Annotated in this window: 1 protein-coding gene; it reads right to left on the bottom strand. The window is 72.4% G+C overall.

Features of this window, described 5'->3' with window-relative positions; all coding sequences use genetic code 11:
- Positions 1-18,975 (bottom strand): SDR family NAD(P)-dependent oxidoreductase (locus ACZ3KP_RS40555; protein WP_467506111.1); only part of this gene is annotated, 18,975 nt, incomplete at its 3' end.
- Positions 18,976-18,999: the final 24 nt, after the last annotated feature.

Raw genomic sequence — 18,999 nt, 5'->3', positions numbered from 1 at the left:
CGAACTCTCATACAAACCCCGGGCCATACCCACCCGCTGCGCACCCTGACCGGTGAACAACACACCCACCCGCGGACTCCCCTGCGCGGCAACCGCGGACACATTGCGCAGACCAGCGAGGAGCTGTTCACGGTCACCGCCCACCACCACCGCACGATGGTCGAACACCGCACGCGTGTCCACCAACGACCAGCCGACATCCACCGGCCGCAACGACGGATCCGCCTCCACATGCTCCACCAGCCTCGCCGCCTGAGCACGCACCGCATCAGCCGTCCTGGCAGACAACACCCACGGCACCGGGCCACCAACCTCCGGCCCGCGCTCAGGCCCGGGCCCGGATGCCTCGGGGGCCTCGAGGATGACATGCGCGTTGGTACCGCTGATACCGAACGAGGACACCCCGGCACGGCGCGGACGACCCGTCTCCGGCCACGGCACCGCGCCGGTCAGCAGCCGCACATTCCCCTCGGTCCAGTCCACCTGCGAGGTCGGCGCGTCCACGTGCAGAGTCCTGGGGAGGATCCCGTGACGCAGCGCCATGACCATCTTGATGACCCCGGCCACACCCGCCGCGGCCTGAGTGTGACCGATGTTGGACTTGAGGGACCCCAGCCACAACGGCCGGTCGCCGGGACGGTCCTGGCCATACGTGGACAGCAGCGCCTGCGCCTCGATCGGATCACCGAGGCGGGTGCCCGTACCGTGGGCCTCCACCGCATCCACATCAGCCGACGACAGACCCGCCGCCGCCAGGGCCTGACGGATCAAACGCTGCTGGGACGGACCGTTCGGAGCCGTCAGACCGTTCGACGCACCGTCCTGATTCACCGCACTCGACCGCATGACGGCGAGAACCTCGTGGCCGTTGCGCACGGCGTCGGACAGCCGCTCCAACACGATCATGCCAGCACCCTCGGACCAGCCCGTCCCGTCAGCGCTGTCGGCGAACGACTTGCAGCGGCCGTCCGCGGCCATGCCGCCCTGGACCGTGAAGCCGATGAACACGCCCGGCTCGGCCATCACCGTGACACCACCGGCCAGCGCCAGCGAGCACTCCCCGGCTCGCAGAGCCTGGGCCGCCAGGTGCATCGAGACCATCGATGAGGAGCAGGCGGTGTCCACGCTGACCGCGGGACCCTCCAGCCCCAGCGCATACGCAACCCGCCCCGAGATCGCACTGCTCGCCGCGCCGGTGATCATGTGACCCTGCACGTCCATGCCACTGCGGGCAACGAGCTCGGTGTAGCCGGACTGGTAGGCGCCTGCGAAGACGCCGGTGGGGCTGCCGGCCAGGGAGTGGGGATCGATTCCCGCCTGTTCCAGCGCCTCCCACGACACCTCCAGCAGCAACCGTTGCTGCGGGTCGGTGGCGAGGGCCTCACGGGGCGAGATGCGGAAGAACGCCGCGTCGAACTCGTCCACCCCGTCGACGAAGCCGCCTTCGCTCGCCGCGGAAGCGGCCGTCCTGGAGACGGTTCCCAGGAGGCGGCCGAGGTCCCAGCCGCGGTCGGTCGGGAACGGCGCGACGCCGTCAGCCTCGTCGGCCACCAGCTGCCACAGGTCGTCGGGGTTCATGACACCGCCAGGGAAGCGGCAGGCCATGCCCACGATGACGACCGGGTCGTCGGTCACCGGCGGGAGCGCCGGGACAGTCACCGGAACCGCCGGACGTACGTCGTCGAACCCGGCGGCCAGGTGGGCCGCGAGCCGAGCCACGGTCGGGTAGTCGAACACCGCGCTGGACGCCAGGCGCAGGCCGGTCCGGGTCTTCAGCACGTTGCGCAGCTCGACCGCCGTCAGGGAGTCCAAGCCGAGCTCCTTGAACGGCTGGTCGGCGCTGATCCGCGTGCCCGGGGCGTAGCCGAGCACCGCTGAGGCGGCGTCGCCGACCAAGTCGAGCAGTTGCTTCTCCCGATCCGCCGGGGCCAGCTCGGCCAGCCGGTGCGCCGGTCCGCTGCGACCGTCGACGGTGTTGTCCGCGGCCCGCCGCAGCATCCCGCCCGCCAGCGCACGCCACACGGCCGGCACACCGGCCTGATCCCGCAGGGCCCGGACGTTGAGCCGGGTGAGCGCCACCACCGGCGAGCCGGCGCGCAGTGCCCGATCGAAGAGCTCCATGCCCTGGCCGGCGGCGACCGGCGGGATCGCCGAGCGGGCAATGCGCCGGAGGTCGACCTCGGACAGCTCACCCGTACGGCCCACCTCCGTGGTCCAGGCGCCCCAGGCAAGCGAGAGGCCCGGCAGCCCGTCGTGGCGGCGTTGCTGCATGAGCGCGTCCAGGAAGGCGTTGCCCGCAGCGTAGTTGCCCTGGCCGCCGCCGCCCAGGATGCCGGCGAGGGAGGAGAAGACCACGAACATCGACAGGTCGAGGTCGCGGGTCAACTCGTGCAGGTGCCAGGCCGCGTCCACCTTCGGGGCGAGCACCCGGTCGAGCTGCTCGCGCGACAGGGTGTCGATCACGCCGTCGTCGAGGACACCCGCGACATGCACGACGCCGCCGATCGGACGGGAGGCCAGCACCTCGGCGAGCGCCGACCGGTCGGCCACGTCGCACGCCACGAGCTCGGCCTCGGCACCCTGCTGCGACAGCTCGGCCACCAGCTCCGCCGCGCCCGGGGCGTCGGCGCCGCGCCGGCTCAGCAGCACCAGGCTCCGGATGCCGTACGCGGACACGAGGTGCCGCGCCACCACACCGCCCAGCCCACCGGTGCCACCCGTGATGAGAACGGTTCCAGCCGGTTCCAGAGGGGCCCCGGCCGAGAGACGGGAGCGAGTCAGGCGGCCCGCGTGGAGCCGGCCGTCCCGCAACACCAGTTGGGGCTCATCGGCGGCGAGGACGTTGCCCAGCGTGGCAGCGTCCAGGTCGCTGTCGGTGTCGAGCAGCACGATCCGGCCGGGATTCTCCGTCTGCGCCGACCGTACGAGGCCCCAGACGGCGGCCGCCGGAAGGTCGGGAACCGGTTCCCCCCGCGCGCCCTCCGGGGAAGCGGGCGCCGAGGAAGAGGTCCGTACGGCAACCGCACCGCGGGTCATGACCACCAGGGGAACCGTGCTCTCACTGCCCAGCCACTGCTGAAGCTGCGTCAGCACCCAGCCGGTCAACTCGTGGGAGGACTCCGCCACCGTAGCCGGGTCGCCGGAGACCACCAGCACCACCGGCAGCGTCGCCGTCTCGTCGCCGAGCGGGGCCGTGCGGTCGGCCACCGTCCAGCTGTCCACCGGGATGCCGACCGGGTCGATGCCGATCCAGTCCAGGGTGAGCACAGCACCGTCGTCCGCGCCGCCGGTCAGGGAGCCGGTGTTGAACGGTCGCACCGCGAGCGCCCCGATCGACAGCACGGGCAGTCCCGTGCCGTCGGCAACGGCGACAGCCACCTCGTCCGGACCCGTACGCGTCATCGTGACCCGCAGCCGCGCGGCACCCGAGGCGTGCAGCACCACGTCGGTGAAGCTGAACGGCAGGCCGCCGTCGCTCAGCCCGGCGAAGGCCGCAGCGTGCAGGGCGGCGTCGAGCAGGGCCGGATGGATCACGTACGACCCGGCGGCGCCCCGCGCGGCCTCGGGCAGCTCAACCTCGGCCAGGATCTGGTCCCCGTGCCGCCACGCCCGGGTCAGCCCCTGGAACTGCGGGCCGTAGGAATCCGTGGCGGCATAGAACTGACTCAGATCCATTTCGGTCGCGCCCGCGGCGGGCCACGCCTGGCTCACCGGATCGAACTCGGCGCCGGCCTGCGCGGCACCGGAACTCAGCACACCGGTGGCATGCCGAGTCCACTCGTCCTGCCCGTCGGGCCGGGCGTACACCGCAAACGCACGCTGTGTCTCGCCCGCGTCGACCACCAGTTGCACCTGGACGCCGCCCTGGGCGGGCAGCACCAGCGGTGCTTCCAGAACGAGTTCGTCCAGCCTGTCGCAGCCGACGCTGTCACCGGCCCGGACGGCCAGCTCGACATAGCCCGTACCGGGGAAGATCACGGTTCCCTGTACGGCGTGATCGGCGAGCCACGGGTGGGTGCGGAGGGACAGCCGGCTGGTGAACAGCACCCCGTCGCTGTGCGGCAACGTCACCATGGCACCGAGCAGCGGGTGCTCCGCCGAATCCAGCCCGGCCGCCGTCACACCGGCCGGGCCGCCTGTCATCTCGGGCCAGTACCGCCGGCGCTGGAACGCGTACGTGGGCAGGGCGACCCGGCGTGCCCCGCGCCCGTGGAACAACGGGGCCCAGTCGACTGCGACCCCGTACGAGTAAGCCTGCGCCACCGACGCGACCAGCCGCCGCAGATCGCCCTCGTTGCGGCGCAGGGTGCTCACCACGACCGTCGACCCGGTCGCATGGAGGTCGGCGATGTCCTGGATCGGGGGCAGCAGCACAGGATGCGGCCCGACTTCGATGAACGTCAACGACTCCGACTCGACCAGTTCCCGTACGACCGGCTCGAAGGACACCGGCCGGCGCATGTTCGCGAACCAGTAGCCCGCGTCGAGGGTTCCCGGCTCCCGCAGGCCCGGATCCACCGTCGAGTAGAACGGCACAGCCCCCTCGCGTGGCTCGACCTCCCGCAGAAGCTCAGCCAGGTCGTCCTCGAGGTCGTCCACCAGCGCGCAGTGGGTGGCCACGGACGAGGCGACCACCCGGGCCCGGACGCCCTCCTCGGTCAGCCGCGCGGTGAAGCCCTCCACCGCGTCCTGCCCGCCGGCCACGGTCACCGTCGCGGGTCCGTTGATCCCGGCAATGCTCAAACCTTCAGGCAACAGCTCGCGGACCCGCTCGACCGGCAGCGCGATCGAGGCCAGCACGCCGCGGCCGACCATCCGCTCGGCCAGCAGCCGGCTGCGCAACGCCACGACCCGCGCGCCGTCCGCCAGGCTCAGCTCGCCTGCCACGACGGCCGCCGCGATCTCGCCCTGACTGGCGCCGATGACAGCGTCCGGCTCCACACCGAAGGACCGCCACACCGCCGCCAGGGACACCATCACGGCCCACAGCACGGGCTGGACGACCTCCACCCGCTTGAGCGCGACCTCGTCACCGAGTACGTCCTCCAGCGACCAGTCCACGAACGCCGCCAGGACCGCCTGGCACTCGGCGAAGGACGCGGCGAACACCGGCGAGGATCCCAGCAGGTCCTGGGCCATGCCGACCCACTGGCCGCCCTGGCCGGGGAAGACGAACACCACCCGGTTCGCGCGGCCGGCCTGTTTCGGTGCCTGCTCGCCGGTCGTCACGGCGCGCAGGCCGGCGAGCAACTCGTCACGATCGCTGCCGACCACCACCGCCCGGTGATCGAACGCCTCCCGGGTTTCCAGCAGCGACCAGCCCACGTCCACCGGGCGCAGAGCGGGAACCGATTCCACGTGTTCCAGCAGTCGCGCGGCTTGTGCCCGTGCGGCGTCGTCGGTCTTACCGGACAGCACCCAGGGCACCACGCCCTCGTTGTCGGCGCTCACCGGCGGTGGCATCTCGGCCCAGGACGGGGCTTCGAGGATCACGTGGGCGTTGGTGCCGCTGATGCCGAACGAGGAGACGCCGGCGCGGCGCGGATGGCCGTTCTCGGGCCACGGCACCGCTGACGTCAGCAGCCGTACGTTGCCCTTCGTCCAGTCGACCTGGGAGGTGGGCGCGTCCACGTGCAGCGTCTTGGGCAGCAGTCCGTGACGCAGGGCCATGACCATCTTGATCACACCGCCGACACCCGCCGCGGCCTGGGTGTGGCCGATGTTCGACTTCAGGGATCCCAGCCACAGCGGCCGGTCGTCGGAGCGGTTCTGGCCGTACGTGGCGAGCAGTGCCTGGGCTTCGATCGGGTCGCCGAGGCGGGTGCCCGTACCGTGGGCCTCCACCGCATCCACGTCATCCGGCGACAGACCCGCCGCCGCCAGCGCCTGGCGGATGACACGCTGCTGAGACGGGCCGTTCGGGGCGGTGAGGCCGTTGGAGGCACCATCCTGGTTGACCGCGCTCGAGCGGAACACGGCCAGCACCTCGTGGCCGTGGCGCTCGGCGTCGGACAGGCGTTCCAGCACGATCATGCCGACGCCCTCGGACCAGCCCGCGCCGTCGGCACCGTCGGAGAACGACTTGCACCGCCCGTCGCCGGCGAGCGGGCCCTGCGCCGTGAGCCCGACGATCGCACCGGGTGTGGCCATGACGGTGACACCGCCCGCGAGAGCGAGCGTGCACTCGCCCGACCGCAGGGCCTGGGCGGCCAGGTGCATCGCCACGAGCGACGAGGAGCAGGCGGTGTCCACGCTGACCGCGGGACCCTCCAGGCCCAGCGTGTACGCGACCCGGCCCGAGATCGCGCTGCTCGCGCCGCCGGTCACCAGGTGTCCGCGCAGCTCCTCGTTGCCGTGGTCGACGATGTCGGTGTAGCCGGACTGGTAGGCGCCGGCGAAGACGCCGGTCGGGGTCCCCACCAGCGAGGAGGGAGCGATTCCCGCCTGTTCCAGCGCCTCCCACGACACTTCGAGCAGCAACCGCTGCTGCGGATCAGTGGCCAGAGCCTCGCGGGGCGAGATGCGGAAGAACTGCGCGTCGAACTCGTCGGCGCCGTCGATGAAACCACCCTCGGCGGTGGCGGACATGCTCGTTCCGGTCCCGTCCGCGCCGAGCAGCGCGTCCAGGTCCCAGCCGCGGTCGGCCGGGAACGGGGTGATGCCGTCGATCTCGTCGGTGACGACGCGCCACAGGCCGTCGGGGTCCGTGACTCCGCCGGGGTACCGGCAGGCCATGCCCACGATGACGATCGGGTCGTCGGCGACCGGCACGAGCGCCGGCACCACTGCCGGATCCGGAGCCGGGTCTCCGGACTCCGCGGTCAGATATCCGGCCAGCCGCGTGACGGTCGGATAGTCGAACACCGCGCTGGAGGCCAGACTCAGACCGGTTCGGGACTGCAGCAGGTTGCGCAGTTCCACGGAGGTCAGCGAGTCGAAGCCCAGCTCGTTGAACGGCTGGTCCGGATCGATCTGCGCGGCGGAGGCGTGACCCAGCACGGATGCGGCCGTCTCGCGGACGAGATCGGTCAGGACCCGCCGGCGCTCGGCGGCGGGCAACTCGTGCCGCGAGGGCACGTTGTCGGCGGCGCGGCGTGCGGAGCCGCCGGCCAGCGCGCGCCACACGGCCGGAAGGTCCTGCTGGTTCCGCAGGGCCGCGATGTTGAGCCGGGTCAGCGCCAGCACAGGTTGGCCGGTCTCCAGCGCCCGGTCGAACAGCTCCACTCCCTGCTCTGCGGAGAGCGGCGGCATGGCCGACCGGGCGAGCCGGGCCAGATCCGTGCGCGACAGGGCGCCCGTCAGGCCGATCTCAGTCGTCCACGCGCCCCACGCCATCGACAGGCCCGGCAGGCCCGCGTGGCGGCGGTGCTGCATCAACGCGTCCAGGAACACGTTGCCGGCGGCGTAGTTTCCCTGCCCGGCCCCGCCCGAGATCCCGGCGAGGGAGGAGAACACCACGAACATCGCCAGGTCCTGGTCGCGGGTCAGCTCGTGCAGGTGCCAGGCCGCGTCGACCTTCGGTACGAGCACCCGGTCCAGGCGGTCACGCGACAGCGACCCGAGGACGCCGTCCTCGACCACGCCCGCGGTGTGCACGACGCCGGTGATGGTCCTGGCGGCCAGCGCCACGGCCAGCGCCGAACGGTCCGCCACGTCGCACGCCACGATCTCGGCGACGGCACCGCGCTGCGCCAGGTCGGCAACGAGTTCGGCGGCGCCGGGGGCGTCCGCACCACGTCGGCTCAGCAGCAGCAGCTTGCGGGCACCGTGGTCGGCAAGGTGCCGGGCCATGACGCCACCGAGACCTCCGGTGCCACCGGTGATGACAACCGTACCGTCCGGATCGAGGGCCCGGGGGATCGTCAGCACCAGCTTGCCGACGTGCCGGGCCTGGCTCATGTGCCGGAAGGCGTCCTGCGCCCGGCGGACGTCCCAGGCGGTGACGGGCAGCGGGTGCAGAACACCTGCGCCGAACAAGCCCATCACGTCTCGCAGCATTTCCTGGATACGGTCCCAACCCGCGTCCATGAGGTCGAAAGCCGCGTAGTTGGCCCGCGGCGCGAGCTCCTCCGCCGACCGAATGTCGGTCTTGCCCATCTCGAGGAAGCGCCCGCCGGGGGCCAGCACGTCGAGCGAGGCGTCCACGAACTCGCCGGCCAAAGAGTTGAGCACCACGTCGACGCCACGGCCCTCCGTGGCGGTCCGGAACCGTTCCCGGAACGTCAGGTCCCGCGAGGACGCGATCCGGTGCTGCGCCACGCCCCGCTCGTGCAGGACCGGCCATTTCGCCTCGCTCGCGGTGGCGTAGACGTCTGCGCCGAGATGCCGCGCGAGCTGGATGGCCGCCATGCCTACGCCGCCGGCGCCGGCGTGGATCAGAACCGATTCCCCAGGGTGCAGGCCGGCCAGGTCGACCAGTCCGTAATAGGCGGTCAGGAACACGATCGGCACCGCTGCGGCGGTGGCGAACGACCAGTCCTCGGGCATCGCGGTGAGCAGCCGCTCGTCGGTCACGGCAACCGGCCCGATCGACCCGAAGGCCAGACCCAGCACCCGGTCGCCGGGCCGCACCCCGGTGACCCCGTGCCCCACCTCGGTGACCACGCCCGCGATCTCGCCGCCGAGCGGGCCGGCCTGGCCGCGATACATGCCGAGGGCGTTGAGGACGTCGCGGAAGTTGAGGCCCGCCGCACGTACGTCGAGCCGGACCTGGCCCGCCTCCAGCGGTTCCCCCAGCTCGGGCCGGGGCACGAGCGCCAGGTTCTCCAGCGTGCCACGTCCCTTGGTGTCCAGCCGCCAGGGGACCTCCGCCGCCGGGACGGGAAGCTCGTCGCCGCGACCGGTCCGGTACAGGCGCGCGGTGTGCAACCGGCCCTGGCGCCACGCCAGCTGCGGTTCGCCGACGGCAAGGACCTGGCCCAGCAGCACCGCGTCCACCTCGGCGTCGGTGTCGAGCAGCACGATCCGGCCCGGGTTCTCGGTCTGCGCCGAGCGCACCAGACCCCACACCGCCGCCGCGGCCAGATCCGTCACGGTCTCGCCGGGCTGTGCGACAACCGCGCCGCGGGTGACGACGACCAGCGGGACCGCGGTCCGCTCCAGCCGGACCTGCAGCTGCTCCAGCACCCAGGCGGTGCGGTCGTGGGCGGACTCCACCACGTCGTCCGGGTCCCCGGACACCGGCAGAATCACAGCGCGCGGTCGCGCCTCGTCGTTGGTGCCGGTCGCGACCTCGGGAAGGCCGGCGTGGGCCGCGGCATCCGGGTCGACCATCACCCACTCAGCCACCGGTTCCGCGTCCGGGACCGGGATCTCGGGCCACTGCGGGGCAAGCAGGGACCGGTCGCCCGTACCGGCTGCGGCGCCCGGAGCCACGGCCGCCCGGACGGTCAGCGAGCCGATCGACAGCACCGGTGACCCGGCGCCGTCCGCGACCACGATCGCGGCCTGGTCCGCACCCTGCGGGGTCAGGACGACGCGCAGCCGGGACGCCCCGGTGGCGCGCAGGACCACACCGGAGAAGCTGAACGGCAGCCCGCCGCTTTCCACCGCGTCGAGCCCGGCGAAGGCCATGGCCTGCAGCGCGGCGTCCAGCAGCGCCGGGTGCAGCCCGAACGACGTGCCCCGGGCCGCGTCAGGCAGCTCCACCTCGGCGAGGACGCGGTCCCCATCCCGCCAGGCGCGGTGCAGCCCCTGGAACATCGGACCGTATGCGAGGAGCCCGCCCTCCCGTACCCGCTCGTAGAAGCCCGCGGTGTCCAACTCGGTCGCCTCCGGTCCAGGCCACGGCCCGGCGAACGGGGCAAACTCCGGTCCCGCCTCGGCCACGGTGGCGCTGACCGTTCCGGTGGCGTGCCGGGTCCACGTCTCCTCGCCGTCCGGCCGGGCGTGGACCGCGATGCTGCGCCGCGCATCAGCCTCGGCGCCGACCAAGACCTGCACCTGGATACCGCCCTGGGCGGGCAGCACCAGCGGGGCCTCGAGGACGAGCTCGTCGAGGTGGTCGCAGCCGACGCTGTCCCCGGCGCGGACGGCGAGCTCGACGAATCCGGCGCCGGGGAACACGGCCACGCCCCGAACGGCGTGGTCGGCGAGCCAGGGATGGGTGCGCAGCGACAGGCGGCTGGTGAACACGACCCCGTCGAACTGCGGCAGTGGCAGCACTGCCCCCAGCAACGGATGCTCGGCTGCGCTCAGCCCGGCCGCGGCGACATCGGCCGGCCCGCCGGTGGTGTCGGGCCAGTAGCGCTGGTGCTGGAACGCGTAGGTCGGCAGCGCCACCCGCCGCGCGTCCAGGCCCGCGAAAGCCGGCGCCCAGTCCACGGCGACACCGTTCGCCCAGAGGTGCCCGACCGCGGCCAGCACCGCCTCACCGTCGTCACGCCTGCGCCGCAACATCGGCGCACTGTTGTCCACCAGCCCCGACAACACCCCGTCCGGACCAGCCTCCACCCACACGGACACACCCTGCTCACCCAGCCACCGCACCCCGTCGGCGAACCGGACCGTACCCCGCACCTGCCGCACCCAATAACCAGGCGACGCCAACTCGTCACCCACCTCGCCGGTCAGATTCGACACGACCGGGATCCGCGGCTCCCGGAACTCCACCGACTCCAACACCCGCGCGAACTCCGCCAGCATCGGATCCATCAACCCCGAATGGAACGCATGCGACACCCTCAACCGCGTCACCTTCACCGAGACCGATGCCAGCAACCCCTCCACCGCATCCCGCGGACCCGACACCACCACCGAACCCGCCGTATTGACCGCAGCGACCGCCACCCCCTCGGGCAGCAACGGGATGACATCGGCTTCAGGCAGCTGGATCGTGGCCATCACCCCACCAGCCGGCAGCGCCTGCATCAGCCTCGCCCGCGCCGCCACCACCCGACATGCATCAGGAAGCGACCACACCCCCGCCACATAAGCGGCGGTCAGCTCACCGATGGAATGACCCAGCAGATAATCCGGACGCACCCCATGCGAGCGCAGCACCGCGAACAGCGCCGCCTCCACCGCGAACAGCGCCGGCTGCGCCCACCCCGTCCGGTCGATCAGCTCCGGACCATCACCCCACATCACCTCGGCCAGGGGACGATCCAGCAACGGATCCAACTCCGCGACAATCTCATCCAGCGCGGCAGCGAACACCGGCGAACTCTCATACAACCCGCGGGCCATACCCACCCGCTGCGCACCCTGACCGGTGAACAACACACCCACCCGCGGACTCCCCTGCGCGGCAACCGGGGACACATTGCGCAGACCAGCGAGGAGCTGTTCACGGTCACCGCCCACCACCACCGCACGATGGTCGAACACCGCACGCGTGTCCACCAACGACCAGCCGACATCCACCGGCCGCAACGACGGATCCGCCTCCACATGCTCCACCAGCCTCGCCGCCTGAGCACGCACCGCATCAGCCGTCTTCGCGGACAACACCCACGGCACCACACCACCGGCATCGATCTCCACGGCCACCGCGGACCCGTCGACGGAAGCCGGGGCTTCCAGGATGACGTGGGCGTTCGTGCCACTGACACCGAACGACGACACCCCGGCCCGCCGCGGACGACCCGTCTCCGGCCACGGCACCGCATCGGTCAGCAACCGCACATCACCCTGCGTCCAGTCCACCTGAGTCGACGGCGCGTCCACATGCAGAGTCTTGGGCAGGACCCCATGACGCAGCGCCATGACCATCTTGATCACACCACCGACACCCGCGGCAGCCTGGGCGTGACCGATGTTCGACTTGAGGGACCCCAGCCACAACGGCTGGTTCTCCGGGCGGTCCTTGCCATAGGTCAGCAGCAGGGCCTGCGCCTCGATCGGATCGCCGAGCTCGGTGCCCGTACCGTGGGCTTCCACCGCATCCACGTCGGCGGGGGACAGACTGGCCGCCGCCAGAGCCTGACGGATCACCCGCTGCTGAGACGGACCGTTCGGAGCCGTCAGGCCGTTGGAGGCGCCGTCCTGGTTGACCGCGCTCGACCGCAACACGGCGAGGATCTCGTGCCCCTGGCGCTCGGCCTCGGACAGGCGTTCCAGGACCACGACACCGACGCCCTCGGACCAGCCCGTCCCGTCGGCGCTGTCGGCGAACGACTTGCACCGGCCGTCCCCGGCGAGGCCGCCCTGAGCGGTGAAGCCCACGAAGGCATCCGCAGTGGCCATGACGGTGACGCCGCCGGCCAGCGCCAACGAGCACTCCCCCGCCCGCAGCGCCTGCGCGGCCAGATGCATCGCCACCAGCGACGACGAACACGCCGTGTCCACGCTCACCGCGGGACCCTCCAGCCCCAGCGCGTACGCAACCCGCCCCGAGATCGCACTGCCCGCTGCGCCGGTGATGAGATGGCCCTGGAGTTGCTCGCCGGAGCGGGCGACGAGTTCCCCGTACCCCGATCCGAAGGCTCCGGCGAAGACGCCGGTCGGGCTGCCGGCCAGCGTTCCGGGATTGATTCCCGCCCGCTCCAGGGCCTCCCACGACACTTCCAGCAGCAACCGCTGCTGCGGGTCGGTGGCCAGGGCCTCGCGCGGCGAGATGCGGAAGAAGGCGGCGTCGAACTCGTCGGCGCCGGCGAGGAAGCCGCCCTCGGCCGTGGCCGACGCCGCGGACCCGTCGGCGCCGAGGAGCGCGTCGAGGTCCCAGCCGCGGTCGGCCGGAAAGGGAGTGACGCCGTCGATGCCGCCGGCGACGAGCTGCCACAGGTCGTCGGGGTCGCCCACCCCGCCCGGGAATCGGCAGGCCATGCCGACTATGACGATCGGGTCACCGGTGACCGACACCGGCGCCGGCACCGTGGTCGTCTCCGTGGTCTCCGGCTCACCGAAGCCGGTCGCCAGGTGCGCGGCCAGGCGGGCGACGGTCGGATAGTCGAACACGGCGCCGGCGGCGAGGCTGACGCCGGTCCGGGCACGCAGCAGGTTCCGCAGCTCGACGGAGGTCAGCGAGTCGAAGCCGAGGTCGCTGAACGGCTGGTCGGCGTTGATCTGCGTGCCGGAGGCGTGCCCGAGCACGGCCGCGGCGGCATCGCGGACGAGGTCGGTGAGGATCTGCCGGCGCTCGGCTGCGGGAAGTGCGGCGAGACGCTCGCCCAGCCCGTGGCGGCCCGCGCGGGTGTTGTCGGCGGTGCGGCGCGCGATGCCACCGGTCAGCGCGCGCCACAGCGGGGCGTCGTGCTGAGCCCGCAGCGCCTGGACCTTCAGCCGGGTCAGGCCGAGGACCGGGTGGCCGGTGCCGAGCGCGCGGTCGAACAGGTCGAGGCCCTGTTCGACGGACATGGGAGGCATGGCCGACCGGGCCATCCGCGCGATGTCGACCTCCGACAGGGTGCCGACCAGGCCGATCTCGGTCGTCCAGGCGCCCCACGCCATCGACAGGCCCGGCAGACCAGCGCGGCGGCGGTGCTGCATGAGCGCGTCCAAAAACACGTTTCCGGCGGCGTAGTTGCTCTGCCCGCCGCCGCCCATGAAGCCGGCCAGGGACGAGAACACCACGAACATCGCGAGATCCAGGTCGCGCGTGAGCTCGTGCAGGTGCCAGGCCGCGTCGACCTTGGGTGCGAGTACGCGGTCCAGCTGCTCGCGGGTGATCGAGCCGAGCAGGCCGTCCTCGATGATGCCCGCGGTGTGCACGACGCCGGTCAGCGGGTGGTCCGGGGAGACGGCCGCCAGTGCCTCGGCCAGCGCCGCCCGGTCGGTCACGTCGCAGGCCAGCACCTGGGCCGTTGCGCCACTGCGGGTCAGGTCCGCGATCAGTTCCGCTGCCCCCGGCGCGTCCGGCCCGCGGCGGCTCAGCAGCAACAGATGACGCGTGCCGTGTTCGGTGACCAGGTGCCGCGCCACCGCGCCGGCCAGGCCCCCGGTACCGCCGGTGATCAGGACCGTACCGTCGGGGGCGAGGGCGTGCGGGATCGTCAGCACGAGCTTGCCGACGTGCCGGGCCTGGCTCATGTGCCGGAAGGCGTCCTGTCCCCGGCGCACGTCGAAGGCCGTGACCGGCAACGGCTTCAGCGCGCCGTCCGCGAAGAGCCGGGCCACCTCCTGGAGCATTTCCTGGATGCGGTCGATACCGGCGTCCATCAGGTCGAACGCCTGGTAGCTCAGCCCGGGGCGCTGCTCGCGCAGATCATCGGCGGACCGTATGTCGGTCTTGCCCATCTCGAGAAACCGCCCGCCCGGGGCCAGCACGTCGAGGGAGGCGTCCACGAACTCGCCGGCCAGCGAGTTGAGCACCACGTCCAGGGCCTGGAAACGCTCACGGAAGGCGAGATCCCGGGAGGATGCGACCCGGTCCGTCGTGAGGCCTTGCGCGTGCAGTGCGGGCCACTTGGCCGGATGCGCGGTGGCGAACACCTCCGCGCCGAGGTGCCGAGCGAGCTGGATCGCCGCCGACCCCACCCCACCGGCCCCGGCGTGCACCAGCAGGGACTCGCCGGACCGCAGGCCCGCGAGGTCGACCAGGCCGTAGTACGCCGTCAGGAACGCAACCGGCACCGAAGCAGCCGTGACGAACGACCAACCGGACGGGATCGTCGTCAGCAGCCGGTGGTCGGTCACCGCCTCCGGCCCGAAACCACCGGGCACGATGCCCATGACGCGGTCGCCTGGCACGAGGCTCGTCACGCCCGGCCCGGTCTCGACGATCACACCGGAGATCTCCCCGCCCAGAGGCCCGGCGGCACGCGGATCGTCGACCATGCCGAGGGCGTTGAGGACGTCCCGGAAGTTGAGGCCCGCCGCCCGGACGCGCACCCGGACCTGACCCTGTTCCAGTGGGCCAGCCAGCTCGGGAACCGGTTGCAGGGCCAGATTCTCCAGCGTGCCCTTCTCGGTGGAGTCGAGCCGCCAGAGCTCGGGCGACGACGCCGGCGCGGTGAGCTCGTCCGCGCCTGTGACCCTGGTGAGGCGGGCGGCGAGCAGCTTGCCGTTGCGCAGCACCAGCTGCGGTTCGTCCGCGGTGAGCACCCGGCCCAGCACCGCGGCGTCGACCTCGGTGTCGCTGTCGAGCAGGACGATCCGGCCGGGGTGCTCGCTCTGCGCCGAGCGGACCAGGCCCCACACCGCTGCCGCGGCGATGTCCGTGACGGATTCGCCGGAGTCGGCCGCGATCGCGCCTCGGGTCGTCACGACCACCGGGCGCTCGTCCGTACCGAGGTGCTGTTGCAGTTGTCCCAGAACCCGCGCTGTCAGGTCGTGGGTGGACCGCACGACTTCGTTCGGGTCACCCTCGGCGGCCAGCAGCACGGCGTCGGCGGTGTCGGCGGTCGCTTCAGCCGGCGTGGTCTCGACCCAGTCGATCCGCAGCATGGTGCCGTCGCCGGACCCGGCCGTGACGGCTCCGGCTCGCACCGGACGGATGGTCAGCGATCCGATCGACAGCACCGGCGATCCCGTGCTGTCCGCGACCGCGATCGCCAGCTGGTCCGGACCGGTCCTTGTCAGAGCCACCCGCAGCCGGGAGGCGCCCGCGGCCCGCAGGACGATGTCGGTGAAGCTGAACGGCAGGCCGTCGTCGCGCGCCGCGGCCGGCTCGGCGAAGACCGCGGGGTGCAGCGCGGCGTCCAGCAGCGCCGGGTGGATCCCGAACGATGCCGCGAGACCGCGCCCGGCTTCGGGCAGCTCGACGTCGGCGAGGATCCGGTCCCCGGCACGCCAGGCCCGGCGCAACCCCCGGAACACCGGCCCGTACGCGAGGAAGCCGCCCGCGTCGAGCTGCTCGTAGAACTCCCCGGTGTCGATCTCCGTCGCACCGGGCACGGGCCAGTCGCGGCTCACCGGGTCGAACTCCGCCCCGGCACCGGCGGCCCCGGCGCTCACCGTGCCCGTGGCGTGGCGGGTCCACTCCTCCTGCCCGTCGGGCCGGGCGTACACGGCGACACCGCGGCGGGAGGTGTCCGGCTCCGCCTCGCCCACGACGACCTGCAGCTGCACACCACCCTGGGCGGGCAGCACCAGCGGCGCCTCGAGGACGAGCTCGTCCACCCGGTCGCACCGCACGCTGTCGCCCGCCAGGACGGCCAGTTCCACGAAACCGGTTCCCGGCAGGAGCACGGTGCCGCGTACGGCGTGGTCGGCGAGCCAGGGGTGGGTGCGCAGCGAGAGGCGGCTGGTGAACACCACCCCGTCGGTGTGCGGCAGCGGCACCACGGCGCCCAGTAACGGGTGCTCGGCCGGGCTCAGCCCGGCGGCGGCGACGTCGGCGGGGCTCGTGGCCGGGCCTGGCCAGTAGCGCTGGTGCTGGAACGCGTAGGTGGGCAGGCCGACCCGCACGGCGCTGCGCCCGGCGAAAACCGCATCCCACCGCACGGGGGCACCGTGGGTCCATGCCTGGGCGAGCGCCAGGACCAGCCGGAGCAGGCCACCCTCGCCGCGTCGCAGCGTTCCGACGACCGGCGCGACGTCCTGTACCGCCGGCGCCAGCACGGGATGCGGACTCACCTCGATCACCACGGCGGGCTCGGCCGCCGTCAGAGCCTGCTCGAACAGCACGGTGTTGCGCAGGTTCCGGTACCAGTACCCGGCGTCCCACTCCGCGGTGTCCATCAGTGCTCCGGTCACCGATGAGAACACCGGCACCGACGACGACCGTGGGGTGACCGGAGCCAGATCCGCCAGCAAGCGGTCCTCGATGCGCTCGACCAGATGCGAGTGGGAGGCGTAGTCCACCGCGATCCGGCGCGCCTGGATCCCCTGCTCCTCGCAGAATTCCTGCAGCGAGTCCAGGGCGTCGGCCTCGCCCGAGACCACCACGGATGACGGGCCGTTGATCGCGGCCAGCGACACCGCGGGCCGGTCCGCGATCAAGTGCCGCGCCGCCGCGGCGGGCACCGACAACGCCATCATGCCGCCACCGGTCAGATGCTCCGCGATCGCCCTGCTCCGCAACGCCACCACCCGGGCACCATCGGACAACGACAACGCACCCGCCACACACGCCGCCGCGATCTCGCCCTGTGAATGACCCACCACCGCGGACGGTGAAACCCCGGCCGATTGCCAGACCGCGGCGAGGGACACCATCACCGCCCACAGCGCCGGCTGCACGACATCCACCCGCTGCAGCGCAGCTTCGTCGCCGAGCACGTCGGCCAGCGACCAGTCCACGAACGGTTCCAGAGCCTCCGCGCACTCACGCATCGACGAGGCGAAGACAGGCGAAGACCCGATCAGCTCCTGAGCCATCCCCACCCACTGCGCACCCTGACCCGGGAACACGAAGACAGCGTCGCGCTTGCCGCGCGTACTCCCCTGCAGCACCTCAGCCGCCGGCCGGCCGGCGGCGAGGGCACGCAGTCCGGCCGTCAGCTCGTCCGGTCCGGCGCCGACCACGACGGCCCGGTGGTCGAAGGCCGAGCGGAACCCGGCCAGCGACCAGCCGACATCGACCGGCCGCAGGGCCGGAACCGATTCCAGATGTTCCAGAAGGCGGGCCGCCTGCGCCTGCACCGCCTCGTCGGTCCTGCCGGACAGCACCCACGGCACCACACCGTCCGCACCGAAGTCGCCCAGGGCGATCGGAACCTCGGCGCCGTCCGCGGCGGGCTCGTCACCTTCGGCGGCCGGCTCGGCGTCGATGTCGGCGGTCGCTGCCTCGAGAATGACGTGCGCGTTGGTGCCGCTAACCCCGAACGAGGAGACGCCGGCCCGGCGCGGCCGGCCGGTCTCCGGCCACGGGATCGACTCGGTCAGCAGCCGGACGTCGCCCTGCTCCCACTCGACGTGCGTGGTCGGGCGGTCGACGTGCAGCGTCCGGGGCAGGATCCCATGACGCATCGCCTGCACCATCTTGATGACCCCGCCGACGCCGGCCGCGGCTTGCGTGTGGCCGATGTTCGACTTCAGGGATCCCAGCCACAGCGGCCGGTCGTCGGGGCGGTTGTGGCCGTACGTGGACAGCAGCGCCTGTGCCTCGATCGGGTCGCCGAGCTTGGTGCCCGTGCCGTGGGCCTCCACCGCATCCACGTCGGTGGGCGACAGGCCCGCTGCGGCCAGGGCCTGCCTGATCACCCGCTGCTGCGAGGGGCCGTTCGGGGCGGTGAGGCCGTTGGAGGCGCCGTCCTGGTTGACCGCGCTCGAGCGCATGACCGCGAACACCTCGTGGCCGTTGCGGCGAGCGTCGGACAGCCGCTCCAGGACCAGCACGCCGACGCCCTCGGACCAGCCGGCCCCGTCCGCGGCCTCGGCGAACGACTTGCACCGCCCGTCAGCGGCCGTCCCGCCCTGTACCGTGAACGCGACGAAGGTCTCCGGCGTCGCCATGACGGTGACGCCGCCCGCCAGTGCCAGCGTGCACTCCCCCGCCCGCAGTGCCTGCGCCGCCAGGTGCATCGCCACCAGCGACGAGGAGCACGCCGTGTCCACGCTCACCGCGGGACCCTCCAGGCCGAGCGTGTACGCCACCCGGCCGGAGGTGACGCTGCCCGCCCCCCCGGTGAAAGCGTGGCCGCGAAGCTGCTCGTCGGATTCGGTGACCAGCCCGGCGTAGCCCATCTGGTAGGCACCGGCGAACACCCCGGTCCGGCTGCCTTTGAGCGCGACGGGATCGATCCCCGCGTGTTCCAGGGCCTCCCACGAGGTCTCCAGCAGCAGCCGCTGCTGCGGGTCCGTGGCCAGGGCCTCGCGGGGCGACATCCGGAAGAAGGCCGCGTCGAAGTCCCCCGCGTCCGCCAGGAAGCCGCCCTCGCTGGTCACCGACGCGGGCGGGGATCCGGCGGTGCCCAGCAGCTCGTCGAGGTCCCAGCCCCGGTCGGCCGGGAACGGGCCGACGCCGTCGCCACCGGACTCGACCAGCCGCCACAGGTCGTCCGGGCCCGCCACGCCGCCGGGATAGCGGCAGGCCATGCCCACGATGGCGATCGGCTCGCCCGCCGCGTCGGCGAGGGTCTTGTTCTCCTGGCGCAGGCGGGTGTTGGCCAGCAACGAAGCGCGGAGGGCCTCCGTCAGCTTGTCAACGGACACAGCCATCATCAGCTCCCGGGTTGG

It is taken from the genome of Streptomyces sp. NPDC020958 (assembly GCF_055562175.1).
The sequence above is the reverse complement of the archived record's forward strand: the minus strand, read 5'-3'. Positions and strand labels throughout refer to the sequence as shown.